Genomic DNA, 25,941 nt, shown 5'->3' on the forward strand with positions numbered 1-25,941 from the left:
GGAGAATGTAATGCCAACCTATAAACTGAAAGTAAACGGTAAAACACATCAGGTGGATGCAGAGCCTGATACCCCATTATTGTGGGTGCTCCGTGATGATTTAGCGATGCCAGGTACAAAGTTTGGTTGCGGTATTGCAATGTGCGGTGCCTGCACCGTTCACCTGAATGGCAATGCAATTCGTTCGTGTTCGATGCCAGTGTCTGCGATCGGAAGTAACGAAGTGACCACCATAGAAGGATTATCAGAAAACGGCGACCACCCACTGCAAAAAGCCTGGGTAGAACAGGATGTGGCGCAATGTGGTTATTGTCAGACTGGCCAGATAATGAACGCTGCAGCGTTGTTAAACAAAAATCCTGCCCCGGATGATGCCACCATTGAGGAAGCGATGAAAGGCAATATCTGTCGCTGTGGTACTTATGTTCGTATCAAAAACGCCATCAAAACCGCAGCCAAAGCCTGAGGGGAAATATATGACAACGAAAGACATTTCAGCTGAGTCTGTAGCACGCGAATTTGTAACATCGCACGGTCGCCGGCAGTTTTTAAAAGCAACAGTAGCCAGCACTGGTGGACTGATGGTGAATTTCAGTTGGTTGGGAACTGCGTCTGCGTTGTCTCCTAACAAAGATTCTTCACCCTTCAGGCTCAATGCTTATTTGTATGTTGCCACTGACGGCGAAATTACTGCGATGGTACCCAACCCGGAATTTGGCCAGAACGTGATGACGTCGATGCCCATGATCCTTGCAGAAGAAATGGATGCAAACTGGTCGCAAATCAACGCTAAACAGGCCGAATACGAGCCCGCTGATTTTGAGCGGCAATTTACCGGAGGAAGTCAATCCATAAGGCGAGGGTGGCAAAGCCTGAGAATGGCTGGTGCCAGTGCTAAGCAACTTTTAATCATGGCGGCAGCAGCAAGATGGCAGGTATCTACTGCACAACTCACGGTAAAAAATAGTGTAGTGTCTCATGCGGCAACAGGAAATAGTGCAACCTTTGGTGAATTGGCAGCCGATGCGGCGTTAATGCAGTTACCACAAAGTATTGTGCTTAAAGCAAATCGGGATTTCAACATAATCGGACAGTCACAAACTAACCTTGAAGGTCAGAACATTGTAACCGGGAAGCCTTTGTTTGGTATTGATTACACCAGTGAAGGGATGCTGATTGCTGGTATTGTTCATGCGCCGGCATTCGGTAAAACTTTAAGCGACGCTGATCTGACCCCAATTAAAAATATGCCAGGCATTGTGGATGCCTTTATGGTTGAGTCAACCACCCCTGATTATGTTAAAAGCTACTTCGATACGAGTGCATTCACCCGAATGGTCGCTATTGTAGGCGAAAAAACCTGGGCAGTTATTAAGGCCAAGCGTGCTGTTAAAGCCAACTGGGAAGGCATAGAAACCCATACTGAAAAACTCAATCGATTTGGAACACTGACTGAAATTACCGTGCCTGGTGATCTTGAAAACAGTGCAGGGCACCGTAAGCAGATGGAAGCTTTACTCAACTCCGATTTACCCGTTTTACGTCAGGACGGCGATCCGGATAAGGCGTTTTCTACAGCCGATAAGATCATCGAGCGAACCTTTTTTGCCCCGTACCTTGCTCACAATACCATGGAGCCGATGAACTTTTTTGCCAATGTGACCAATGAAGGTGTTCACGTTGCGGGCCCACTGCAAGCCCCGGCAATGATTAGTCCCTGGGTAGCTGAGCGTATCGGCGTTTCACAGGATAAGGTTCGTATTGAAGTCACGCGTATGGGGGGCGGTTTCGGTAGACGCGCCTACTCACATTATCTGGTAGAAGCGGCAGCAATTTCCGCTCACGTGAAGCGCCCGGTAAAGTTGATGTACACCCGCGAAGATGACATGACTAATGGTATTTATCGCCCCACCTATATGGTGCGATTCAAAGCCGCTTTGAATGCCACTAATGAACTTATAGCTTATCAGGTAGATGGCGTGGGCGTGCCGGAACACGCTGTACACGGAGACCGTTTCCCTGCCGGCGCGGTCGAGCATTATTTGGCAAGGGGTGGTGCCATTGATTCGAATATTACTACCGGCGCGTTCAGGGCTCCCCGGTCTAATTTTATGGGCGCTTCAGAACAGGCATTTTTAGATGAAGTAGCTGAGCTGGCAGGGCAGGACCCTATAGATTTCAGGCTTGCACTTTTTAGTCGGGCTAAGAACAACCCGGTGGGTGATAAATATGATTATGATGCCGAAAGATACGCCGGGGTACTTAAACTGGTTAGACAAAAGTCAGGCTGGGATACTATGCCAGAAAATACCAGCAAAGGCGTTGCTGCTTACTACTGTCATAACTCTTATGCGGCCCACGTGGTAACCACCAGAGTAAAGAGAGGCCTGCCACAAGCGGATAAAGTCTATAGCGCAATTGACTGTGGCGTTGTAGTTAACCCAATAGCGGCCGCTAATATGGTGCAGGGGGCCGTTGTAGATGCTATTGGTAATGCCATGTTTGGCGAAATGACCTTTACGGATGGCCAGCCAGATAAGCAAAATTTTAATCAGTATCGGATGATACGCATGGATGAAGCACCTTCTGCTATTGATGTGAGTTTCGTTAAGAGTAGCGTAGATCCTACAGGTTTAGGAGAGCCGCCCTTCCCGCCCATGTTTGCCTCATTAGCCAATGCATTGTATAAACAAACAGGACAACGCTTTTACGAGCAACCATTTATTCACCAGTTGCAAAAGTCCTGAATCGTAAGCCGGGAGATAAGCTTTTCCCGGCTTGCAGATGAACGCTATTTTCGCTCAGCGGTGATTGGAAAGAACAGAACTGAGGGCCCGGTATCGAAGTAAAATTCAGTTGTTAAATTAAATTAACAATAGCGTTAAAATTGGCTAACCTATTACAAAGTGCCACTTACCGTCTAGGTATGGCTTAAATCATCACTGAGTGATTACGTATTATGATGTTGCGGCTGTTTATTTTGTTATTACTGGTTACTTCTGCCTGCAGCGTTGCCTCTGAAAACGATGATTACAGTATTATTCTGGTGAACTCGTTTAACGAGTCTGACTTTGAAGTTAAAATGATGTACCGGTTAATGACCCAGGTTTCCGAATTGGAAAATGTTCTGGTGTTAACGGTTCCCGCTTACTATGCTGATACTGTTGAAGACTTTGACACAGACATCCGGCAAACGATACGGGATAATTTCGAATATCAGTTACGCAACTTAATTCAGGAAAAAGGTAAGGTTAACTTTTCCCGACTTGTGGCTATCGGACGCCACGCCAGTGTGTTTATTGATACAAATCCATCATTACTACCGGCTGCCCAACGCTTCTTTTTGCACATCGACTGGCAACCCAAATCGGGCACGCTCGTGCGTTCTGATTATGAACCTGAATTATCTTATGCACAGATCCTGACCGCGTTTCCTGATACTGACGACATTTTGTTTATCCATGGTTCTCTTGGTTTGGAACAGGATGACGGGTTAGTGCAAAACTTTTTATCGAAGGTGCCCGCGGGTATCCGGGTGAACTACTTTAACCCTGTACAATCTCCCCAAAAAACACTCAACGCGTTGAACAAAAGCAAAGCCGGTACGCCGATTATCTACATTAATTACAAGTATCACGAGCGAAGCTGGGAAGCTGTGCACAACTGGTTAACCTCGCAGAATAAACACCCGATTTTTACCATCTTTGCCCACAATGTTAACCGCTACGCCGGCGGTGCGGTAGTTGTGCCGGAAAAAATTGCCGACATTGCGGTAGCCCTGGCAAGAGGGCAGACCCTGGCTGCTGATACCAATAATGTAGTAAGCCTGCAATTTAACGCGCAACAACTGGAACAATGGGGCATCGACTCAGCCTCCTTGCCCCCCAATGCCGAAGTGGTTAACCAAACGCCTTCCGTTTATACCCTGGAGATGGTGCTCTTTATTATCAGCTTTTTTCTGGTCATTATCATTGTTATGACGGTTTATATGTTATACCGCGCTCATTTACACAATAAAAATATGGCAAACGCCTTGGCCGCAGCCGATAGCGCAAACCGTTCAAAAAGTGAGTTTTTGGCCAATATGAGCCACGAAATTCGGACACCTATGAATGGTGTGCTGGGTACATTGCAGTTGCTTGAGCGTTCAGATCTTGGGATGCAAACCAAAGCGCAGGTGAATAAAGCGTTATTTTCCGCCAGAAACCTGTTGATCATTATTAATGACATCCTCGATTACTCAAAAATAGAAGCCAATAAACTTGAGCTGGCAGAACAACCTTTTTCTCTGTTGGAAATCACCGAATCCGCTGTAGCCGATTTAATGATACTGGCTGAAAGTAAGGGGCTTCACCTGACTGTGGACGTTGATAAATCCTTCAGGGATGGCTGGCTGGGTGATTCAGTGCGGGTTAAACAAATTATCATTAATCTGGTGTCAAATGCGGTGAAATTTACCGAGTCAGGCTCGGTAACTATTCGGTTAAGTACCTCGCAAACTGGCGCTGAGCAAGAGCAGGTAGTAATAGAAGTTACCGACACCGGAATCGGTATGAATAAGGCAATGCAAAGTAAAATATTTGAGCGTTTTTCCCAGGCAGACACGTCCAGCACCCGAAAATTTGGTGGTACCGGCCTGGGTATGTCGATTACCCAGAGCCTGGTGGCCATGATGCACGGCCAGTTAAGCCTCGTTAGTAAAGAAGGCCAGGGCACCCGGGTGACCGTTGAATTACCTCTACCTACAGCCGCGTTGGCCGTAGCAGCTGGCGAACCAGAACGTCTTGAAGCGCCTGATTTAACCGGTATGCGGATACTGGTAGCGGAAGATAATATGATTAACCAGACGATTGTTGAATCGATGCTTGAGTCAACCCGCGCCAGCTTTGACATTGTCGATAACGGTAAACGGGCAGTTGATGCGGTTACCACTAAGCAGGACCCGTACGATATAGTCTTAATGGATATTCAAATGCCTGTCATGGATGGTGTTCAGGCTTGTAAGGAAATTAAAACGCTATTCCCGCATCTCCCCGTTATCGCCCTGACCGCAGATGTAATGGCTGATGAGGTACAAGAGTTTTTACAACTCGGGTTTGACAAGCATATCGGGAAACCTATTGATATGAACCGCTTATATGCCGCTTTGGCCGAAGTCGGTGCAAATCGGAAAGTTTGACTCTTTAGTTATTGTGGGCCTTTTACCGACTGATCTGCGTAACAAGCAATAAGCTAGCGCAACAAAGGTAAAGCCTATGCAAGCCACCAACCATCATGCAATCATTACACTATTTACTTACCGGTATTTACTGGACGAACCGCAGCCGCCTCATGATTTTAAACAGGATATTGAGGAGCTCAACGTTTTCCCGGAGCGTCTGGAAATAAGCCATGTTGATGAATGGCGTAGCTATATTCGGCGCTACATTAGCCGTAATAAACTAACCAACGAACAGATTGAAGCACTTACACAGCGCCTCGACATTCCTGAGGTGTATGAAGAGTATCAGTATCTTAAGTCTATAGTAATTACGGCCCTGAAGATAAACGACAGCCCGGATGTTAAGGTTATCAATACGCCGCTAAAAGAATACCTTAACAAACTTATCAATCTGTAATATCAAGTCGTTAAGTTCGTAAATAGGGCGCGACATAAGGCTTATTGGCAGCAATTTCTTCGTGACTGAGCCCTTTTAATTCATAGGGAAACACCAGCCAGTCGGAGGTTTCATGCAGACAAAAATCGGGCTTGAGGGTAGTGCGGTTATAACCGGTGCGCTGATAAAGGGTTGCGATTCGGACTTCTTCCGGCATGTTACGTTTGAGTTTGGTACTCAGGCGGTTAATGACAGCAGTGATATTGTGACCAGAACTAAATACGTCGTCTACTATTAGCAGGCCATCGTCAATGTTGAGGTTTTCTATCAGATACTGGGTACCATGAACCCTTATCCGTTCAGGCGTTTCAACCATATTCTGGTATTCCGGCAAGCCCGGGTAAGAGGTTCGTAACGCTATATGGTCGGTTTGCACGCCAAGGGTTTGCAAACATTCCTGAACATAAATACCCACTGCGCTGCCACCACGCCACAGGCCCACAATAAACGTAGGGCGAAAACCACTTTCAAAAATCTGAACGCCTAAACGAAAAGAATCTTCAATAATTTGCTGTTCTTCAAGATAACGCTTTTCCAACGAGCATCTCCCATGTGACACAATGCCAGGTTAAGGCTACCATAGCATTTGACCGACCGGTAAGTTAATACCTTTTAGTGAGGCGAGTGATGAAAAGTAAAACCTATTTAAATGCGCAGGGGTTGTTAGACGACTCATTTAAATTGGCCGCGAAGGTGTATGATTCCGGGTTTGAGCCGACGTTTATCATTGCCGTGTGGCGAGGCGGAGCGCCAATAGGCATCGCGGTGCAGGAATACCTGGCGTTTCATGGTGTGGAAACCGACAATATTGCAATTAGAACTTCGTCTTACCAGGGCATCGACGATCAGGCTAAAGAAGTTAAAGTTCATGGCCTAAATTACCTGGTTAAGAATATCCAGCATCAGGACAAGTTGTTAATCGTTGATGATGTATTCGACAGTGGCCGTTCAGTACAAGCCATCTTTAATAAACTAACGGATCTATGCAGGCTGAACACGCCAGAGGATATTCGCGTAGCCGTACCGTATTACAAGCCTCAACGCAATCAAACTAACTTGGTGCCGGATTATTACTTGTATGAAACAGAAGCCTGGCTCAAATACCCACATTCATTAGAAGGGCTCAGCACACAGGAGATTGCCGAAAACCGCCCTAAGTTGTACGACATCCTTAAAGGGCATTTGAAAGACGAGTAGGGTAACTATAAAAGTGAATCATTAACCTGCTAACCGTTAATAAACTGGTTCATTAATTCGTAAGCCTGTTCACATTCTTCATCAACCAGGGTGTTCAGCAGTAAAAAGCCGTGAACCATGCCTTTAAATATTTTCATCTGCACTGGTACGTCAGCTTTTATTAGTTTGTCGGCATAAGCATACGCTTCATCCTGCAACGGATCGCAATTGGCCACCATCATCAGTGTTTCGGGAATGCTTTCTGGCACAGGCAAGTAGAGTGGCGAGACCTGCATTCTGTTTTCACCGTTTTGCAGGTAATTATCGAAATACCAGGCAATCCCCGCTTTTTCCAGCAAGTAACCGGTTTGATATGTATCCAATGAAGGATGCGCCATTGTGTAATCAAGACTCGGATAAACCAGGATTTGCTTGCTGATTTGCGGGCCTTTGTTTGCGGCTGATAATGTGGCAGCCAGGGCGCCGCCGGCACTGTCTCCAGCCAGAATAAGCTCATCTGTAAACCCAAGGCTACCTAACAACGACTTATAGTGAGATAAAAGAAACCGACAGTCCTCGATAGCGGCTGGATAGGGATGCTCTGGTGCCAGCCGGTAATCCAGCGTAATCACCACACTATTAGTATATTTCGCCATCCTGCGGCTTATAGCATCGTAGGTATCCAGATCACCGCACATATGGCCTCCGCCGTGCAGATGGAGTATCACAGGCAATTTATCAGCGGGTTTTGGCGAGTAAATACGAAAGGGGATTTCTGTACGCGAACCGTTTTCTACAAAGAAGCTACCGTCTGAGACATACTGAACATCCGGGCCTTTACCATTCAATGTCGACAGGTTTTCCATGTTACTGCGCGCGAGCGCCGGTGAAGGCTCAATACCATTTTCCAGGGCCTGCTTTCTGGCGATGCTGACTTGCTCAAGAAAATTGCTAAGTTTTGCTGAAACGGTGTTCATCAACGAATAACTCCAGATGGCCGGTGAATAGCAAGCTTACAATAAATAAAATCAGAATGGCCAGGTTGCCAATGAATAAACCGAATATCAATGATGCGTTGTTGAAAGTTGAGTCGCTGCTTTAATGAATCACATGTACTAATACAATTGAAGAATATAGTTGGTCTGCTCTCATCATTTGTAGCTCGTCTTCTGGCGATTAATCAGGCTCAACAAGCATCAATGCGTTCTTATGCTTGCGATTGTAGATAATCATAGAATATCTGTAACGTCTCATTTAACAAGGTTTGGGAAGATTCAACGAGTAATTTTAACGTATCAAAAGGGGCATCCGGAGCCTGCTGCTCTAGTTCAGCCAGAGTCTTATGCAGTGCCTCTGCACCAACATCCCCTGAATTGCCTTTAAGGGCATGAGCTGAAAAACGAAGCTTCTCTCTATCCTGAGCGGTAAAGGCATCTTGTATCGCTTCAAATTTTTGCTCAGCCCCTTTAACAAATAGCGCTAACAATTGCGCCAACAGCGGTTCTCTGCCTCCTAAGCGGATCAACGCATCGTCTTTTTTCCAAAGCGGCGCGGTAACAAACTCGTTTTCAGAAGTATCAACCTTTACTGGCTCTGATTCATCCTGAGTCTCTGTGCCTGTAGGTATGTGTTGTGAAATTTTTCGAATAAGCAAAGATGGTTCGACGGGCTTCGTAATGTAGTCATTCATGCCTGCGGCCATGCATTTCTCACTTTCACCTTTCATGGCATTGGCTGTCATGGCGATAATCGGAATCGATTGATATGTTACACCGGCACTTCCAGCGCGGATCGCTCTGGTGGCATCGTAACCATTCATAACAGGCATATTGCAATCCATCAGAATAACGTTATAGGTTTCTTTAGAGGCCGCTAAATGTTTAATCGCTTTCTTGCCATTTTCAACCACGGAGACTTTCACGTTATGGGGTTCTAAGATGTATCGAGCGACCTGGGTATTGATTTCATTATCGTCGACAACAAGTGCCCGGCAATTGAGTAACTGGCCTGATATTGTTGCACTTGATGAGTTGACGTCGGTACTTCGACGCTCAATAACAGTTTCCGGGTTGAGAGGGCTGTTCCAGGTCTTTTGACGACTGTCCAGTAACGAGGATAGAAATGAAGAGCGATAAAGAGGCTCTATTAAATTAACTGAGCCTTTTGGTAAATCTTCCATGTCCATTGGCGTAGTGGAAATTATAATGAATTTAATGCCTCGCCCAAGCTTTGAGACTACCGATTGGTGCATGGCGGTTATTTGACTGAAATCTTCTCGCGAATTATCAACCACGAGCATTGATAACTTCGCCCACTCATCTTCGTGCTGATAATCACTAATAGTGTGTGTATTCCCGCCATGGCTTTTGACTAAACGATTTACTATCGAATTTAAAGGGCTTTTGTTGATCAAAATGCCTATTGTCTGGCCCCTTAATCGCTCTTTGCCTGCCAGGGATTTTTCTTCCCATAGGTTTACAGGTAACTCTACGTGAAATGTTGAGCCTTCTCCCTCTGTTGACTCTACAGTGATATTGCCGCCTAATAAATCGAGAATTTGTTTACAGATAGAAAGCCCCAGCCCGGTTCCGCCATATTTGGCCGAAATGCCTTCATCAGCCTGAGAAAACGCTTTAAATAATTTGTCCAGATTTTGGGCCGCAATCCCGGTGCCAGTGTCAGTTATGTCGATGTAAAGACAGGCATTGTCGTTAGTTATATTACTCCATGCTTTAAGCAAGATATAACCACCAGTGGTAAACTTAATAGCATTATTAAGTAGATTGGTAAGCACCTGGGTGAGTCGGTGGGGATCGCTATTAATCATGGATAAATCAAGATCAACAGTATCAATGTAAAAATCCAGTGATTTTTCATTGGCCACAACTGACATCGTACTGGCAATGCTCTCTATTAATGCTTCTGCATTGAAGTGGCGTTGCTGTAATTCAAGTTTTCCTGCTTCAATCTTGGATAGATCTAAAACGTCGTTTATTAATCGCCGCAGCGCATCAACGCTATTTTCGGCCATTTGTGTTAGCTCGAGCTGCTGAGCGTTTAATGGTTGATTTTTTAACAGGCTCACTGCGCCGACAATGCCGTTTAACGGGGTTCGCATTTCATGGCTGATAGTGGAGATAAAGTTAGACTTCAGATCACTGACCTCAAGCGCTTTATCCATTGCAGATTTAAGCTCTTGTGTTCTCTCATTTACCGTAGCTTCTAATCGTTCATTACTCTTTTCAATAGCTAAAGTAGCCAGTTTTTCCGTGGTGATATCACAGGTAACTATCGCGAATGCGGCTTCAGATTTTGAGTTTTCGACTGGCTGTATTTTCGTCTTTAGCCATTTATCAGGAGCACCTGGGCGTACCAATTGCCACTCGAAATTGTGTAACGACTCAATTTCGCCTGTTTCAAAACTGTTTTTGAATACATTGCAACCAAACCGAGAAAACACATCAGACACAGACTCACCTAAGCATTCATTGCGGTGAACTAACAATATGTTTTCAAAAGCATTATTGACTGTATTAATGTCCCCATGCTCATTTACCGTGATGATAGCATCGTCTGCCACATTAACCGCTGATTGCGCTTCTTCTGCAACTTTTAAAAGACTTGATAGCCGCTTATTGTTGTTACTCAAAAAGAAAAGTCCGAATAACGCGGCTGCCCAGATGCCTGTAAGTGCAAGGAAAAACTGAAGCCTTACACTGTTCAACTCATCCTGATACTTATCGTTTGAAAACAATATATAAGGGTGTAATACACTTCCCTGAGAGTAACCAGAAACGGTTAGCTCATCATCAATTCCCCAATATAGCTGGTCTGTAGTCTCGTACTGCCGGAGGTTTACAATAGAAGCAGGAGTTTCCCGGTAATAGCTGGGGAAATTTAGCGAAGGTGCCAGATCGCGGCTATACCGGAGATTTTCATCGGGATGTTTAATAAAAAAGCCCTCTGCATCAGTTAGGAGCAAGTCATATTTGTTGGTAACAAGGAGGTCCAGCTCTGCTATTAGGTAACTGACATCGATATTGGCAATTAAGATACCAAAAAAGGCGTTATCTTCTCCATATATTGGCCGGGCAAGTCTGAGTGTAGGACGGTATGGGAATGAGATTTCACCATTTTCCCGGTTCAGGTCGATTATGGAGACGAATAACTGCTCTTCGGAAAGCATCGAGGTTTCGGTGAAATAATAGCGTGTACTCTTATCCGCGAGGTCGTTCTCGGCACGAGCGGTAATGAGGTTATCTAATCGCTCCACCCGAATTAGCTCTTGCCCTTGATTATCCAGAATCCGTAATTGGAAGTAGGCTAGATTGTGCTGCATAAAGCCCATAAAAATTTTTTCAAGTCGCGATTTCCACAACGCAGTTGTAGTACCGTCAAGCGGATCCACGCCTGTTTCACTTGCGCGTGTAAGACCACTTATAGGCGGCGTAGTGTGCAAAAAGCCGAAGTCTTCTCTATAGCTAGCGAATTCATTAGTTAGATGTACATCCGCTTCTTTCAGGTTGATTTGCAAATCAGTCAGCAGGTTTTCGTTGTATGAAGCAACAATCTGCTGATTACCAATGAAACCAATAAGCAATGACACGATTGTGGTGACTGCTGCATACAAAGAAAAAGAGAATCTTGAATCCATTAAGATTTTCCCGTGTGATGAAATGGATTGTGCACGGAAAGCACGAAGAAAATATCAATATTGCTATAACGAATAGATGATAACTATAAGAATAGCAATAAAAAAATGACTGAAATGCAAAAGCCTACTAGACTTGGTTAAGAAGTCATTATTTGTATTATCGTGTACGAAGGATTGTTAATGAAACTAGATTTCCAAAAAGGCGTGGTGCTTGCTGTGGATGACCAGGAAGCCGATTTGTTGATTGTAGAAAATGCGCTAAAAGATTATTACTCTGTAATCAAAACCACATCACCATTTGAGGCGCTTAAACTCGCAGAAGAACACCTGCCCGATGTTATTTTGCTGGATATCGAAATGCCGGATATGGATGGCTTTACCCTCTGTAAAGCATTGCAAGCCATCCCTGCATTGGTTAATACAAGTTTTATTTTTATTACTTCCCATAAAGACGTTCAGTCGGAAGCGCAGGCATTAGAAATCGGTGCAGTGGACTTTATATCGAAGCCCATTCATATGGAAGTGTGCCGTTTACGTGTAAAGAGTCAAATTACCATAAAACAGCAGGCTCGTTCTCTTCATCAAGCCTATTCAACCATGCACCGGGAAAAGACCCACCTGAATACCATACTGCATTGTATTGGTGATGCCGTTATCGCCACCGATAAAGATGCAAAGATTACCTATATCAACCCTGTTGGGCAGCGTTTAACCGGCTGGACGGATAAACAGGCGCAAGGGGAGTCGATAGACACAGTAATGAACTTACAAGATGCCAGCAGTGGTAAGAAAATGGAAAATCCACTTAAAGTAGCGCTTAGGCAGAGACGTACTGTGGCAATGGCACTTAATGCTGAACTGGTCGCTAAAGATGGTGAGCGCTATAGAGTTGAAGACACAGCCAGCCCGATAGTTGATATAGCAGGGCACTTGAGTGGAGGGGTGATTGTATTTCAGGACGTGAGTGATGCCATATCCATGGCTGTTCAGATGACACATCTTACTAATCATGACCAACTAACTGGGCTGCCAAACCGGGTATTACTTCATGACCGTATGCTACAGGCGATAACGGTGGCAGAAAGTACCGGCCACATGGTCGCAACACTGCTAATCGACCTGGATAATTTCAAATACATTAACGATGCGGTAGGCCATCACCTTGGGGATAATATCATTCAGCACGTGGCAAGGCGTCTTGATGGGGTAGTTGACTCCAGAGATACGGTTTCACGCATTGGAGGTGATGAATTTGTGGTAATGATCAGCGATTGTAAAAACATGAGTTGTATCAATCGTGTGTCGTCGCAAATACTGGACGCCATAAATGAACCCTTTACGCTAAACGACGAAGAACATCGTTTGTCTGTTAGCATGGGAATCTCAATTTACCCCAATGATGCGAATACACCGGAAGAGCTGATGCGTCATGCAGACACTGCAATGTATAAAGTAAAAAGTGAGGGGAAGAACAATATTGCGCTTTATTCCAATTCACTTTCTCACGAGCTGGAAGAACGTTTAAGTATAGAAAAGTTGTTGCACCAACGGATAAAGGAAGATGCCTTAGAGGTATACTTTCAACCCAAATATAGCCTGGTTAATGGCGAATTAACGGGTATGGAAGCGTTGGTGAGAATGTTTAATCAAACCGGCCAACTACTCCCTCCTATTCATTTTATTCCCGTTGCGGAAGAGTCAGATCTTATCAATCAGCTAGGCAAACAAGTACTTGAGAAGAGTTGCCGACAAGCGAAACAGTGGCTAGAAGAAGGCCGCCCAACCAAGGTTGCAGTAAATATAGGTGCCGCGCAGTTTAACAAATTTGGCTTTACGAAAACCGTTGCTGATACGCTATTAAAGTGCAAGTTACCTGCTAAGTATCTTGAGCTTGAGATCACTGAATCAGCCTTAATTGAAAATATCAACGCTGCCAAGCAAGCCATTACATCTTTGCAAAAGATTGGCATTAGTATCGCCCTGGACGATTTTGGTACGGGTTACTCCAGTTTATCGTACTTACGTAGTTTTAACTTTAACGTGCTAAAGGTCGACCGTTCTTTTATCAATGACATCGCTGTCGATGAACAAGCCAGAAGCCTGTTTAAGGCCATTAAACACCTCGCAGATTCACTGAATTTAAATATTGTGTGTGAAGGGGTTGAGAATGAAGCGCAGCTGATTATGTTAAAAGAATTAGGCTGTACGGAAGCGCAAGGTTATTACTTTAGTAAACCGTTGCCAATGGATGAACTTAAAAATGCCTGGACGCCCATTGCTCTATGAAGTGCACAAACACAGAGACGCTATGACTTTATTAAATGAATATACGACATTCAAAGAGCCTCAATTTCAAACAAAAGGCCTCTCAGAGTGCAAGGCGGTGATAGTCGATGATGATAAATCCAGTTTGTTAGTCTTAGCTGCCATTTTACAGGACATTATTGTTACTGAGTACAGTGATAATATAATAGTTTGAATATGGTAGAGTTTTGCCTCGAATCTAGGCCAGACGTGGTTTTGCTCGACTTAAATATGCCAGGAAAAGACGGTATTACTGTTTGCCGGGAACTTAAAGCCAATCAGAACACGGCAGACATACCTGTGATTTTTATTACCGGGGCGGGTAAACCCGAGGACCAGGATAGATGCTGGGAGGCGGGTGCCTCTGATTTCATTATTAAACCAGTGGTAGCATCGACCCTTCAGCACAGGGTTAGAAACATCTTATTAAGCAAGCTTCGTTTAGATCTACTCACTGAGGAAACATTCAGAGATCCACTTACCGGATTATATAACCGTTATTACATGAATGCCGAGATTCCAGCTGTTTTCAAGCACTGTGTGAGAGAGCAGGTTAACTTTGGCTGTTATGATGATTGATGTTGATAATTTCAAATCTTTTAATGACACATACGGTCACCTGGAAGGGGACAACTGTTTGGCTCAAGTGGCAACAGCGCTAAAACACACATTACGACGGCCACAAGATAAAATACTAAGGTATGGCGGCGAAGAGTTCGCAGTTTTTTTGCCCAATACCGATAAAGAAGGGGTGAAGCAGTTGGCGAAAGCGATGTGTAAGAATGTAGAGAGCTTAAACATGGAAAACTCAAACTGTGGCAGTGGTGTAATCACGATTAGTCTTGGGTTTGTAGTCACTAAACCGGACGATCAAACGTCATTAGCTGGGTTAGTAAACGAAGCCGAACTTGCCCTATTTGAAGCTAAAACGGCTGGTAAAAACCAATGCGTTGGTCATAGTATTTAGCTTTTTGATAGGTAGGTTAGTATCTTTATTTGTGTTCAATTTTGAATAGCTATGGCGGTGCAGCACCAAATCAACTTCGGTTATAACGCTCCTTTTAACACTAAATTCCTTGCGTTTTCTTTAACATAGTCAACAATTATTTAACCGGTAGGTGACGTTGTTCAACAATATTTATCGAGTGAAATGTATTTTCAGAGGATAATGAAAAGTATGGATCATAGATGAGTTTGACTAAGGCTATCTCGGCACTGTTTTCTTACCACGCAAATGAACCAAAGGGCATTTCTGAACAAATGCTTAGAGTATTGGCTAACTACTTTTTGATAGATTGCCTGATACTAGCTCGTGCAGATGGTAAAACCTTAACTGTTTTAACAAGCATTGGAGAGAGCAGTTTTGGCGATGAAGAAAGCGTTGAAGAGTTAGTCGCAACGCTTCCTCTCCCTCCATTGGAGCTTTGCTCAAGCCAAACAAAGTTCCAAAGCAAGCCCATCAATTATTTATGCTCTCCGATCTCCGCCGCCTGTGGTTTTAATGGTGCGTTATATTTTGTAAGTAAAAATTCACTTCCTGATGTAATGCTCACTAAGAGCATTCAGCATCAAATAGAAGTTGTAACGCAGCTTTTGGCAACGCAAATTGCTTTAAGCGAAGCTAAACGTGTGTCTCAGAAAAAGTCGGACTCTATGCGCTCTATGGAGAAGTTGGCAACCATTGGATGGTGGGAAGTCGATTTAATCGCAAATACGATTTACTGGAGTCTTCAAACTCGCGCCATTCATGAGGTACCTGCTGATTTTGAGCCGGACTTAAACAAAGCTATTGAGTTTTACAAAGAGGGAGAAGACAGAGAAAAAATTTCCAATGCGGTGTTTAATGGTATTTATCATGGAGAATCCTGGGACCTGGAAGTTAGGATTGTGACATACCATGGTGATGAAAAGTGGGTTGCCGCACTGGGTACGGCAGAAATGGTAAATGGGCAATGCGTGAGGATGTTCGGTGCGTTTCAGGATATTGATGAGCGGAAACGAGCAAAACTGGATGTTGAAAAACAGCGGAATGAACTGGAATTATTGCTTAACTCCAGAAATCGGCTCTTGTCTCGAATTAGTCATGAATTACGTACACCGGTTAATGCTGTGCATGGGATGCTCCACACCATTGACGCCGGGGTACCTGAGGGAAGTGCCAAAGAGAAGCTATCCATCGCTAAAGCGAATGCTCGCACGTTAATTCGCCTGATAAACGATATTACAGACTTTAACCAGGTCAATCACGAGGAGCTAAGGTTATATTCAACGAATTTTCTGGTGTATTCCTTACTGTCAGGCGTAATGCTTCATTACCAACAACCTTTTAATGAAAAAGGAATACTATTATCTCATTCATTCAACATTAGCGAGGATAGCGTAAAAGGTGATGAAGTTCGCTTGCGACAAATACTGACTAATTTACTCGATAATGCGTTAAAGTTTACCCATTCAGGCGAAGTGTGTTTGCATGTGAGTACCCATCGCAATAACGATATTCTCGTCCTGCAAGGCAGTGTTATTGACACTGGTATTGGTATTTCTGAAAAAGACCTCCCTGAACTTTTCTTACCGTTTTCTCAAACCAATAGTTTTAATAACCTGATTACGCCGGGCAGGGGACTTGGGCTCTCTATAGTCAAACAGCTTTGTGAAAAAATGAATGGTCATTGTGCTGTAAAGAGTGAGTTTGGCAAAGGAAGTGAGTTTTTCTTTGAAGTATCTTTAAAGGCAGTTGAGCCATCAGAACAACCGGCCGAGACTGAACAAAAATCACTTAGCAAAATAAATGCTAGGTTTAACGTTCTTCTGGTAGATGACGTAGACACTAACCGACTTGTTGCAGAAGTTTTTTTGAATGAGCTTGGTTTAAAATCAGACCATGCCGTTAATGGTGAAGAAGCCCTAGCTGCATTAAAACGTTGTGACTACGATATTATTTTTATGGATTGCCACATGCCGGTCATGGATGGCTTTGAAGCAACTCAAAAGATAAGGGAAACCAGTAACGACAACGTCATGATAATCGCTATGACAGCTGATGTAACTGAAGATAACCAAGCTCGATGTGAGGAGGCTGGGATGGATAAGGTCATTTTAAAACCATTAACGATCGAGAAAATAATCGATGTTATTGAGTTTTGTACAGAGTTGTCTGCGGTTAATCTGAAAAATTAATCATCAAGATGTTTTTGCAAAACGTTAAACAACGACTCGGCAAAAACAGGTTTAACCACGACGTCGTTAAACCCCAACGCCAGATAATGATCCACCTGATGCTTTACAGCATTGGCAGTAAGTGCAACAACCGGTTTGCTAAAACCTGAACGCCTTAAATTTTCGAGTGATTCTTCGCCGCCCATTACCGGCATGTTGATGTCGGTGATCACTATATCAACGTGTGATTGGCAACAATACTCAAAGGCCTGCTTACCGTCTGATACCAACACTAACTTCGCTTTAGTTGGCTTTAAAAGTTCTTCGAGGATGATTCGATTGATATCATTGTCTTCGGCTATTAATAATGATTTACCGGTAAAATTGGGCGCTACAATGACATTTTCTTCGAACTGACTGGTACTGGCAGTTTTAGCCAGTGGTAAGTCAACGGTAATAGCAGTCCCGACACCCGGTGTGCTATCGACTTTGAGCGAGCCGTTCATTAACGAAATAAGTTCGTTAACAATGGCCATCCCTAAGCCAGTTCCGCCATACTTTCGTGTGGTGGAAAGATCAGCCTGAGTGAATCTGTCGCAAAGGCTGTGAATTTGTTCTTTCGTCATTCCAATTCCGGTATCCCGCACAATGAAAACCACAGATTTATCCGAGGTGGTAACCGATAATGAGATCACGCCTTTGTCAGTGAACTTAATCGCGTTTGAAAGTATATTGCCCAGAATTTGTTTGATTCTTACTAAGTCCCCTAGCCATTCTTCTGTAGGTAACGCGTCACTACTAACCACTAACTGCACACCTTTTTTTTCAGCAGCATCTCGCACGTTATTAATAACCTCACTTACCAGGCTGCTTAGTAGAATAGGGGACTCTTCAATATTGAGTTTACTGGCTTCCAGTTTGGAAAAGTCGAGCAAATCGTTCAATATTCGCATTAGTAATTCAGACGAAGTTAAAGCTATGTCAACCAGTTTAGCCGCATCCGTATCTAACGAACGCTGTTGTAACAATTGCAGTGTGCCCAATATCCCATTCATAGGCGTTCTGATTTCGTGGCACATGTTGCCTAAAAACTCACTCTTGGCATGATTAGCCGCATCTGCCATTGCTTTGGCTTCACTTAAAGCATTAAAAGTGTTTACTTTTTCAGTGATATCTTTAAGCAGGCCCACAAACAACCTACGGTCATCAACGACCACTTTAGTAACAATGATTTCAACAGGAAATCGTTCCCCGTTTTTGCGAAGCCCAATCAATTCGCGGGTTTTACCTAGGGCAGTACTACGCTCGGTTGAGTCGTAGGCATTGATATGGTGCTGATGAGTAAGGCCAATCTCATCGGGCATTAACATTGAAACATTCTTACCAAGTACCTCATTACGATCATACTGAAAGAGCTGTTCAGCCGCGTAAGTAAACTGCTCTATCGCTCCGGATCCGGTAATTATGATGAGTGCCTCACCCAGGTTTTCTAATATAGCCTCGTGTATTTCCAGCCCTGTGGACATTTACTTCTCCTGTAAAGGGTAACCAGTCAGATACCTGGCAGCATTGGTACCCGGCGGATCTCATCAATCCGGCTATTACAACATACCAATACTTTAGGATAAGTTAACCACTAGTTACTTTTTATTGTCTGTTTTTTGAACTACTGTTATAAACAATAACGCTGATAATTAAAAGAACGTAGTAGCAGTGACATCCAATCAGACTCAAAATGAAACATGGCGGCTTGTAAAAGTGGCCAGTTCAACGATACGCCCATTTGGTGTTGTCGCGCTATTATTCGGTCTGATAGCGATAATAGGGTATCTAAGCGCATTTGAGGAGTTCTATCGTCCCATAGCATATGGCTCTGCAACTCATCCTTTAACGGCATTAACAATCTCTGCTATTGGTATCGCGCTCTACTGCAATATTAAGCGACCACCACAAATCGCTCTGCAACGCTTCTTTTCACTCTTAGCTATCGGTATTTGTTTAAGCAGAGCCTCCGAAATCTTGTTTGAATCAGAATTTACCCATCACTTTGTGCCGTTTCAGGGAGTGGTGTCGCAAGAACTTGCGTGAGGAAAACATAATAGCATGGGACTCAATACCGCCATAATGTTAGGTGGGCTGGGCTTATCCATTTTACTTGCATCGCTTAAGCAACCCATTCTTTCACAGTTTATTGTTTCCATAGCCGGGTCAATTCCGCTGATTTCATTTCTGGGATATGCCTACGGAATAGGTGGTTTTTACGGCGAAATGTCTATGCTAACTGCTATTTCTGGCTTTGCACTCGCAATGGCAACGTTTTGCCTGAGTGCAAGCAAAGGCATACTGAGGGCACTATTGAGCCCGTATATTGGTGGACGAGTAGCAAGGTATCAGGCATTGGCGGGCTATCTGGTGCCTTGTTTATTAGGTTTTCTTGTTATTAAATCCATCGTTAGTAATCAAACCAGCTTTTTTGGCGTGTTTGTAATAGGAGTATGCTGGTTTATTTTAATCATGGCTGGCTTATCGGCGTTTGTAACGGAGCTAGTGGATGAACAAAGAAGAGACACGTTAAATGAGATGACTCTCATGGCAACCACCGATGAGTTAACGGGTTTACCTAACCGGCGAACGTTTATCGAGAGAGCTGAATTAGAGTTATCCAGAACTGAACGGGGATCACCAGACTTGTGGATGCTGATGGTTGACGTAGACAACTTTAAGGAAATAAATGACACAGAAGGACACGCTATGGGTGATAAAGTGTTAAAGATTATTGCCCAAACGCTGAAATCCTCAATTCGCCAAATTGATGCCGTAGGAAGACTGGGCGGCGAAGAGTTTGCAATTCTGTTGCCTGATACGCCATTAGAAGGAGCGCAACGCGTAGCAGAAAGTAATCGCAGAAATATCGAGTCTGAGCACATTAAAGGTTGGATCGATACCTACGGTGCTGTGACAATATCCATCGGCGTCGCTAAAGCTGTGCCTAATGGAACGTTTCAAAGTTTATTAAATAAAGCCGATGAAGCGCTTTACGCATCAAAAAGTGCAGGTAGAAATGCAGTCTCATTTTATTAATAAGCCTACAGGTTTTACGAACGGCCAAGGCTCGAGGCAATTCTGGTGATAACTCTGGCTAATTAAAGCAAGCAGAAACACAGCCAGGCCTCCTTAGGGTTTTGTTAAATATAATCCAGATAATCAGCACGCGATTGAAATAATTTATAATTATTACAACAAGATAGGGTGTAACTGCTTTCCAACTTAATGTCAGTTTCCGGGTTTAGCATTTTGGAAAAGGTTTGAATTTTATTCGCCCATTCGATTTTTTAGGGAATAGGATGCTCTAAGTTAAAAGCTTGTCAAAACAGCTTAAATATCAATAAAAGTATGTAGACGTATTAGTTTTACAGGCGGAAGAGTTTTGAACGTTCGGATAAGGCTATCGGTATTTTGTAGATGGATTGGGGCTGGCCAAGCCGCCACTTAGATTGTTATTAGGTTCGTTGGGTAATAAACCATCCTAACGCTGAACACTTAGCCATCAACTCGTTTCATTACTTTACTTATAAACACCCCTAAGCCGAAGCTCTAAGGGTAAAGCTAACGAGAAGATTTTCGGGCAAGAACAGCCATTAGAGCACTGAATGTTCCGAAAAATGCCATAATTATGATCATGGTAAATGGCGATGCATCGCTTGCTATCGCAAGCAGCAATGAGGAAATAATACCGCTGCCATATTGCAATGAACCAATCAGTGCTGAGCCTGAACCTGCCAACTCCGGCACCAGATCCAGTGCAGATGATGACGCGCAGGCAGCAATTACGCCGTTCATAGAAAAGTAGATAAACACGAGAAAAACTACAACGGGCAGACTGGCAGCATCCAGGCAAGCCAAAATGGTGAGCATGATCACTGCCAGCGCCGCAATGGAACAGGCAACCATGAGTAGTTTTTCCATCGCAAAGCGCCGGATTAGCTTACGGTTAAAGAAACTTAAGCTAACAATTCCGACAATATTGATTGCAAATAACCACCCATAGTATTCAGGCGGAACCTTAAAGTAATTTATGTAGACTTGGGGAGAACCGGTAATAAAGGCGTAGGCACCAACGTAATATAACGCTACGCATAATGTGAATTGCATGAAGGTTGAATTGCCCAGCAACAACCAGTAGTGCTGAAATGAATGGGACAGGGGGGCAGTGAGTCTTTTTTCTGCGGGAAGGCTTTCGGGCAGTAATACCAGAGTGCTCAACACAATTGTGCCGACTGCTGCCAAGAGCCAGAATATAGTGTGCCAAGTTGAGAACAACAATATCTGCCCGCCAAGGATTGGTCCAGCTATCGGTGCGATCGCCATGATCATAAATAAAGTGGATAGCATATGCGCCGCCTGACTGCGACCAAACTTATCCCGTATGATGGCCCGTGCCAGCATTGGGCCAGTGCAAGCTCCAAACGCTTGAAAAATCCTCCAGAACACCATTTGTTCCATGCTGTAGGATAGGGCACATCCAATTGAGCCAATCACGAAAAGTAACATCCCAATGTAAAGTGGTTTTTTCCTACCAATGCGATCGCTGACCGGACCCCAAAATAATTGAGCGATGGTAAATCCAATTAGAAAACCTGTGATCGTGAGCTCGGCATTACCATTAAGATCTTGTTGCATTTGTGGCATCGCGGCAAGATACACATCGGTGGACAACGAAGTGAATGCCATCAGAGCGCTTAAGATCACGATAAGCAATAAATTTGTATGCTCGTGTTGGTGGCTGACAGTATTAATAGCGAAAAACTCCAAGGTTAAAGAAGTCGCTATTCTCTAATCAGAAAATCATAAAAAAAAGGTACAATAATGGTAGTGTTTAATTAGAATAATTCATAAATGAGTAACGATGTAGAGGCTGTTGTGCTCCTTCTTTAAAGTAGTGATACTAATTAGCCATGAATCTCTCACGCAGCTTTTCCACATCTTTTACGGGAGAATTACCGAACATTCGCTTATATTCCCGGCCGAACTGAGACGGGCTTTCATAGCCTACATTAAATGCAGCAGTTGCTGAATCTAGATGTTCAGTGAGCATCAACCTGCGCGCTTCCTGTAGTCGCAATGCTTTCATGTACTGTAGTGGTGTCATGGCTGTGATATTGCGGAAATGATGGTGGAACGTCGAGACACTCATATTGGCTAAATCCGCGAGAGTTTCTACTCGAATGTTTTCAAATAAATTCGCTTTCAACCAGATAATCGCTTTAGTCATCTGATTGGACGGCGTGCCCAGTGAAGCCAAATTTCTAAGGGTTTCGCCTTGCTCGGCAACAAGCAACCGATAAAAAATCTCACGCCGGATCATGGGGGCTAACGTAGGAATATGCGCTTCTTCTTCACTATTCAGGTCAATCATTCTCTGGAAGGCACTTATCATTTGACTGGTCAGCTTTCCGGTTTGCATACCTCTGTTTGATTGTTTAGTTTGAGGGGCAGGGATCTGATTTTCCAGCATTAATTGGGTAATTTCCTTGTAGTCAAACGTGAGTTTTAGCCCAAGATAAGGTTTATCTTCTGTGGCATTTACAACTCGAGCAAAAACGGGCAAGTGCAAACCTGAAAACAGATAATGCTCAGTATCATAGATGAAGGTTTCTTCATTTAGTTGAACCTGTTTTTCTCCTTGTGCAATCAGGCACACACTAGGTTCATATAATCCTGAGAGCGGTTCGGAGGTCTCCGATATTCGAAATACCGCGAGTCCCGGAATAGCGGTTTCCAAAAATGGGGTGTGCTGCGTTAACTTTGCAATGCCTTCTGCAAGTAGAGCCATCTGTTGTGTTAGCTCAGCATTCATCGTCATAAATCAATCCGGTCTCTTTCATGTCATTAAAATAAGTATAACGTCAATCTCACTGACGGATCTCACAGAATTTTCGCCGCTCAGAGGATCAGGCTATCTTCTGGCAGAATCGCGATATACCAAGGTGCCAATCATCTCTTAGTGTGTATAGAGTGAATTAACGCAAAGACAAAGTTCATCCATTCATCACACTCATAAACGTTAAAAGGCTAAATATGCTAGACAGAAGAGGTTTTCTTATTGCCGGAGCCGGTATTACGGCAACGGGGTTTATGCGCGCGGCAAACGCTGGTAGTGCAGGGGGGCCTGTCAGAATGGTATCAGTCTCACATATGCCCGGGCGTTTACTAGGCAACCTGGAAGTATCCGCTGTTGGCCTTGGGGTTCAAAACATGAGCCGCAAATACGATACGTCAGTTCCCAATAGAAAAGAAATGTATGAAGTGATTCATACGGCGTACGAAAACGGCGTGACCTTTTTTGATGCTGCGGAAGCTTATGGACCTTTTGAGGTTGAACGTATTCTGGGCGAAGGTATCAAGTCCTTCAGGAATGAAGTCAAAATTGCCACTAAGTTTGGATGGAATATCGATCAGGAAACAGGCGCCAGGCTACCTGGTCTGAACAGTAAACCTGAACATATTAAAGCCGTTGTAGAAGGCATGCTTAAGCGTTTGCAGACTGACAGGATAGATTTACTTTATCAACATCGTGTTGATTCTGCTGTGCCTATTGAGGATGTTGCAGGTGCTGTGGAAGACCTGATGAAAGAAGGAAAAGTACTTAACTGGGGTCTTTCTGAAATGGGTATTAATACTCTACGACGCGCCCATGAAGTACTTCCTGTAACAGCCGTGCAGAGTGAGTATTCCATGTTATGGCGAGGTCCGGAAAAATCAGTTTTACCCTTGTGCGAAGAACTAGGTATTGGCTTTGTACCCTGGAGTCCGCTTGGTGTGCAGTTCCTTACAGGATGGATTGACGCGCAAACTAGGTTTGCAGAGGGTGATTTCAGATCAATGGAATCACGCTTCACCCCGGAGAATATTAAACACAATATGGCTCTGGTTAACCTTTTGAATGGCTGGGCGGAAAGAAAAAATGCGGCGCCGGCACAAATTGCTCTTGCCTGGTTACTGCACCAGAAGCCCTGGATTGTACCTATACCGGGTACGACCAACTTGCAGCACATGCTTCAGAACAGTGCTGCCGTAACCATTGAATTGTCTGCAAGTGAAATCGTTGAACTAAACACAGCACTGAATTCCATAACCATTAAAGGGGAAAGATTGCCCCCATTTGTTCAGGCATTTTCCGATGTTGAGGCGCCTATGCAGCGTTAGTTAAAACAGCTTACTAAACAAATCAAGCGGATGTAAAACGCAGGATGATGTCTGTTGAATTGTTACGACGACAGAACATGTAAAGCTGACATTTGTGTCAGCTGAACTTCATCAAAATGACAATATCTGCCTGCAACGATGGCCGTTTAACTATGCGATACCTGAGTTTGACGCCGACAACTGTTCATAAATAGAGGAAAGAAAATGACTAAAATTAAATTACTTATAATTTTTTTTGTTTCATATAGCTTTACCCAGCTAGCATTTGCAGATGACACCGCAAAACAACTCGAAGCCTTATCAGACAGCAAGTGGGAATGGATGGCAGCAAAAGATATTGCCCCTCTGCAACAACTCTTTCACCCTAACGCCAAGTTTGTCCATATGAGTGGATCCTGGAAAACGGCTCGTGAGCTGGAAATCATTAAAAGCGGTTCTATCTGGTACAAAAAGGCCGCCATTCACGACCGTGCCACAGAAGTTGTGGGTGATACAGGCGTTGTCTGGAGTCGCATTACACTAACTGCACATGTTCGTGGCAATGATGTAGAGAATGAATTTACGGTAACTGAAGCATTCAGCAAGGTTGACGGTGACTGGAAAATTCTTGGGCTCACCTTCAGTAAAGTGCGTGACACGCATGAAATAGAACATTAATACAAAGAGAATTTTTTATGAATAAAGTTAGATTGAATAACGGTGTAGAAATGCCAATTCTGGGTTATGGCGTTTTTCAGATAACCGACCCCGCCCAATGTGAAAAAGTGGTTACAGATGCTATTGAAACCGGTTACCGCCACATTGATACGGCGGCGTCTTATGGCAATGAGGAGCAAGTTGGGAATGCGATTAAACGTTGTGGCGTAAATCGGGAAGACCTCTTCGTTACCACTAAACTCTGGTTACAAGGTGCATCTTACGAGGGAGCGCTGGCACAATTTGAGCGCTCGATAAAGCGGCTTCAGATGGACTACGTTGATTTGTACTTAATTCATCAGCCTTACGGTGATGTACACGGTGCCTGGCGTGCCATGGAAAAACTGGTTGCGGAAGGCAAAGTGCGGGCTATAGGAGTCAGTAATTTCTCGCCAGACAGAGTGGCAGACCTCATCGCATTTAATGAAATTGTACCGGCAGTGAATCAAATTGAAGTTAATCCCTTTAATCAGCAATTACAAGCTGCGCCCTGGCTTTCATCTCGCAGTATTCAGGCAGAAGCCTGGGCCCCCTTTGCAGAAGGCCGAAACAACCTTTTCCATCACCCCGTGCTTCAGCAAATAGCCGATGAGTACGGCAAATCCATCGGGCAGGTGATACTTCGCTGGCTGGTTCAACGTCAAATTGTGGCATTGGCGAAAACGGTGAGTGTGGAGCGAATGAAAGAAAACATGGCAGTATTTGATTTTGCCTTGTCTGACGAAGACATGACAATGATCACGGCATTAGATACTGCGACCAGTGCGTTCTTCTCCCACCGGGATCCAGCCATGGTTGAATGGCTGACTTCCCGTAAACTTGACGTGTAAATCGTCATAACATTTGCTGGGTGCTTTCCGGCAATAACATCTAGTTTTTTGCTAAATATTATCGGACCGGCTTTTCGCCGGTCTTTTGTTTTGGAAATTAACAATGAAAAGAAAGCAAGTTTTTCAAGTCGTCGCCCAGAGCTATTTGTTCATTGCAGTGCCATTGTTGATACTGATGTCGATAGCCTGCTGCACATCCGATGCGAGTACCCATCTGTGTTGGTAAAACCTCAGGCAGACCATAAGCGAGACAGTACGTTTC

20 protein-coding genes are annotated in these 25,941 nt (G+C 44.0%); 14 read left to right on the top strand and 6 right to left on the bottom strand.

The features are described from left to right. The first annotated feature begins 10 nt into the window (after positions 1-10). From AC27IB_RS05150 to AC27IB_RS05165, 4 genes are all read left to right on the top strand, one after another. Positions 11-466, top strand: coding sequence for a (2Fe-2S)-binding protein (locus AC27IB_RS05150; RefSeq protein WP_487119385.1), 456 nt, complete (start codon positions 11-13; stop codon positions 464-466). Between the two features lie 10 nt (positions 467-476). Continuing rightward, positions 477-2,747 carry a xanthine dehydrogenase family protein molybdopterin-binding subunit gene (locus AC27IB_RS05155; RefSeq protein WP_487119386.1) on the top strand — a complete coding sequence of 757 codons (2,271 nt, stop codon included), beginning with the start codon at positions 477-479 and terminating at the stop codon, positions 2,745-2,747. A 212-nt stretch (positions 2,748-2,959) separates the two neighbouring features. Beyond that, positions 2,960-5,179, top strand: coding sequence for an ATP-binding protein (locus AC27IB_RS05160; protein WP_487119387.1), 2,220 nt, complete (start codon positions 2,960-2,962; stop codon positions 5,177-5,179). A 76-nt stretch (positions 5,180-5,255) separates the two neighbouring features. Further along, entirely contained in the window at positions 5,256-5,618 is a 363-nt protein-coding gene (locus AC27IB_RS05165; RefSeq protein WP_296044516.1) for a hypothetical protein, read from the top strand. Between the two features lie 10 nt (positions 5,619-5,628). Here the strand turns inward: AC27IB_RS05165 and AC27IB_RS05170 are convergent, their stop codons facing one another. Continuing rightward, complete coding sequence (locus AC27IB_RS05170; RefSeq protein ID WP_296044517.1) at positions 5,629-6,195, bottom strand: phosphoribosyltransferase; 567 nt, start codon at positions 6,193-6,195, stop codon at positions 5,629-5,631. Positions 6,196-6,284: 89 nt separating this feature from the next. Here AC27IB_RS05170 and AC27IB_RS05175 point away from each other — a divergent pair, with 89 nt between their 5' ends. Next, a complete protein-coding gene (locus AC27IB_RS05175; RefSeq protein ID WP_296044519.1) occupies positions 6,285-6,854 on the top strand; it encodes a phosphoribosyltransferase in 570 nt (189 codons plus the stop codon). A 29-nt stretch (positions 6,855-6,883) separates the two neighbouring features. Here the strand turns inward: AC27IB_RS05175 and AC27IB_RS05180 are convergent, their stop codons facing one another. After that, positions 6,884-7,810: an alpha/beta hydrolase gene (locus tag AC27IB_RS05180; RefSeq protein WP_487119388.1), complete on the bottom strand. Its 927-nt coding sequence runs from the start codon at positions 7,808-7,810 to the stop codon at positions 6,884-6,886. A gap of 230 nt (positions 7,811-8,040) precedes the next feature. Then, positions 8,041-11,487 carry an ATP-binding protein gene (locus AC27IB_RS05185; protein WP_487119390.1) on the bottom strand — a complete coding sequence of 1,149 codons (3,447 nt, stop codon included), beginning with the start codon at positions 11,485-11,487 and terminating at the stop codon, positions 8,041-8,043. Positions 11,488-11,667: 180 nt separating this feature from the next. On the opposite strand from AC27IB_RS05185, the gene AC27IB_RS05190 reads away from it, so the two are divergent. The 4 genes from AC27IB_RS05190 (at position 11,668) to AC27IB_RS05205 (ending at position 16,968) form a co-directional block, all read left to right on the top strand. Next, positions 11,668-13,773, top strand: coding sequence for an EAL domain-containing protein (locus tag AC27IB_RS05190; protein ID WP_296044525.1), 2,106 nt, complete (start codon positions 11,668-11,670; stop codon positions 13,771-13,773). A 195-nt stretch (positions 13,774-13,968) separates the two neighbouring features. Further along, positions 13,969-14,370, top strand: a complete 402-nt coding sequence (locus AC27IB_RS05195; RefSeq protein ID WP_296044579.1) for a response regulator — start codon at positions 13,969-13,971, stop codon at positions 14,368-14,370. Then, positions 14,360-14,758 carry a GGDEF domain-containing protein gene (locus AC27IB_RS05200; RefSeq protein WP_296044526.1) on the top strand — a complete coding sequence of 133 codons (399 nt, stop codon included), beginning with the start codon at positions 14,360-14,362 and terminating at the stop codon, positions 14,756-14,758. Before AC27IB_RS05195 ends, AC27IB_RS05200 begins: the two co-directional genes overlap by 11 nt. A 221-nt stretch (positions 14,759-14,979) precedes the next feature. Beyond that, positions 14,980-16,968 carry an ATP-binding protein gene (locus AC27IB_RS05205; protein ID WP_487119393.1) on the top strand — a complete coding sequence of 663 codons (1,989 nt, stop codon included), beginning with the start codon at positions 14,980-14,982 and terminating at the stop codon, positions 16,966-16,968. On the opposite strand, the gene AC27IB_RS05210 is transcribed toward AC27IB_RS05205, so the two are convergent. Continuing rightward, positions 16,965-18,473, bottom strand: a complete 1,509-nt coding sequence (locus AC27IB_RS05210; protein WP_487119395.1) for an ATP-binding protein — start codon at positions 18,471-18,473, stop codon at positions 16,965-16,967. The genes AC27IB_RS05205 and AC27IB_RS05210 overlap by 4 nt on opposite strands. A gap of 187 nt (positions 18,474-18,660) precedes the next feature. Here AC27IB_RS05210 and AC27IB_RS05215 point away from each other — a divergent pair, with 187 nt between their 5' ends. Together AC27IB_RS05215 and AC27IB_RS05220 are read left to right on the top strand one after the other, a co-directional pair. Then, positions 18,661-19,035: a hypothetical protein gene (locus AC27IB_RS05215; protein WP_487119397.1), complete on the top strand. Its 375-nt coding sequence runs from the start codon at positions 18,661-18,663 to the stop codon at positions 19,033-19,035. 15 nt (positions 19,036-19,050) lie between these two features. Further along, positions 19,051-20,028, top strand: a complete 978-nt coding sequence (locus AC27IB_RS05220) for a GGDEF domain-containing protein (RefSeq protein WP_487119399.1) — start codon at positions 19,051-19,053, stop codon at positions 20,026-20,028. 525 nt (positions 20,029-20,553) lie between these two features. Here the strand turns inward: AC27IB_RS05220 and AC27IB_RS05225 are convergent. Both AC27IB_RS05225 and AC27IB_RS05230 read right to left on the bottom strand, forming a co-directional pair. Continuing rightward, positions 20,554-21,696 (bottom strand): multidrug effflux MFS transporter, encoded by a 1,143-nt coding sequence (locus AC27IB_RS05225; RefSeq protein WP_487119530.1) that lies wholly within the window; start codon positions 21,694-21,696, stop codon positions 20,554-20,556. Positions 21,697-21,892: 196 nt separating this feature from the next. Next, a complete protein-coding gene (locus AC27IB_RS05230) occupies positions 21,893-22,810 on the bottom strand; it encodes an AraC family transcriptional regulator (protein ID WP_487119401.1) in 918 nt (305 codons plus the stop codon). Positions 22,811-23,025: 215 nt separating this feature from the next. Here AC27IB_RS05230 and AC27IB_RS05235 point away from each other — a divergent pair, with 215 nt between their 5' ends. The 3 genes from AC27IB_RS05235 (at position 23,026) to AC27IB_RS05245 (ending at position 25,679) form a co-directional block, all read left to right on the top strand. Continuing rightward, on the top strand, positions 23,026-24,153 hold the full coding sequence (locus tag AC27IB_RS05235) for an aldo/keto reductase (RefSeq protein ID WP_487119403.1): 1,128 nt from the start codon (positions 23,026-23,028) through the stop codon (positions 24,151-24,153). 204 nt (positions 24,154-24,357) lie between these two features. Continuing rightward, complete coding sequence (locus tag AC27IB_RS05240) at positions 24,358-24,810, top strand: nuclear transport factor 2 family protein (protein WP_487119405.1); 453 nt, start codon at positions 24,358-24,360, stop codon at positions 24,808-24,810. Positions 24,811-24,827: 17 nt separating this feature from the next. Beyond that, positions 24,828-25,679: an aldo/keto reductase gene (locus AC27IB_RS05245; protein ID WP_487119407.1), complete on the top strand. Its 852-nt coding sequence runs from the start codon at positions 24,828-24,830 to the stop codon at positions 25,677-25,679. The last annotated feature ends 262 nt before the right edge of the window (positions 25,680-25,941 follow it).

Source organism: Alteromonas sp. 4NH20-0104, assembly GCF_057547795.1.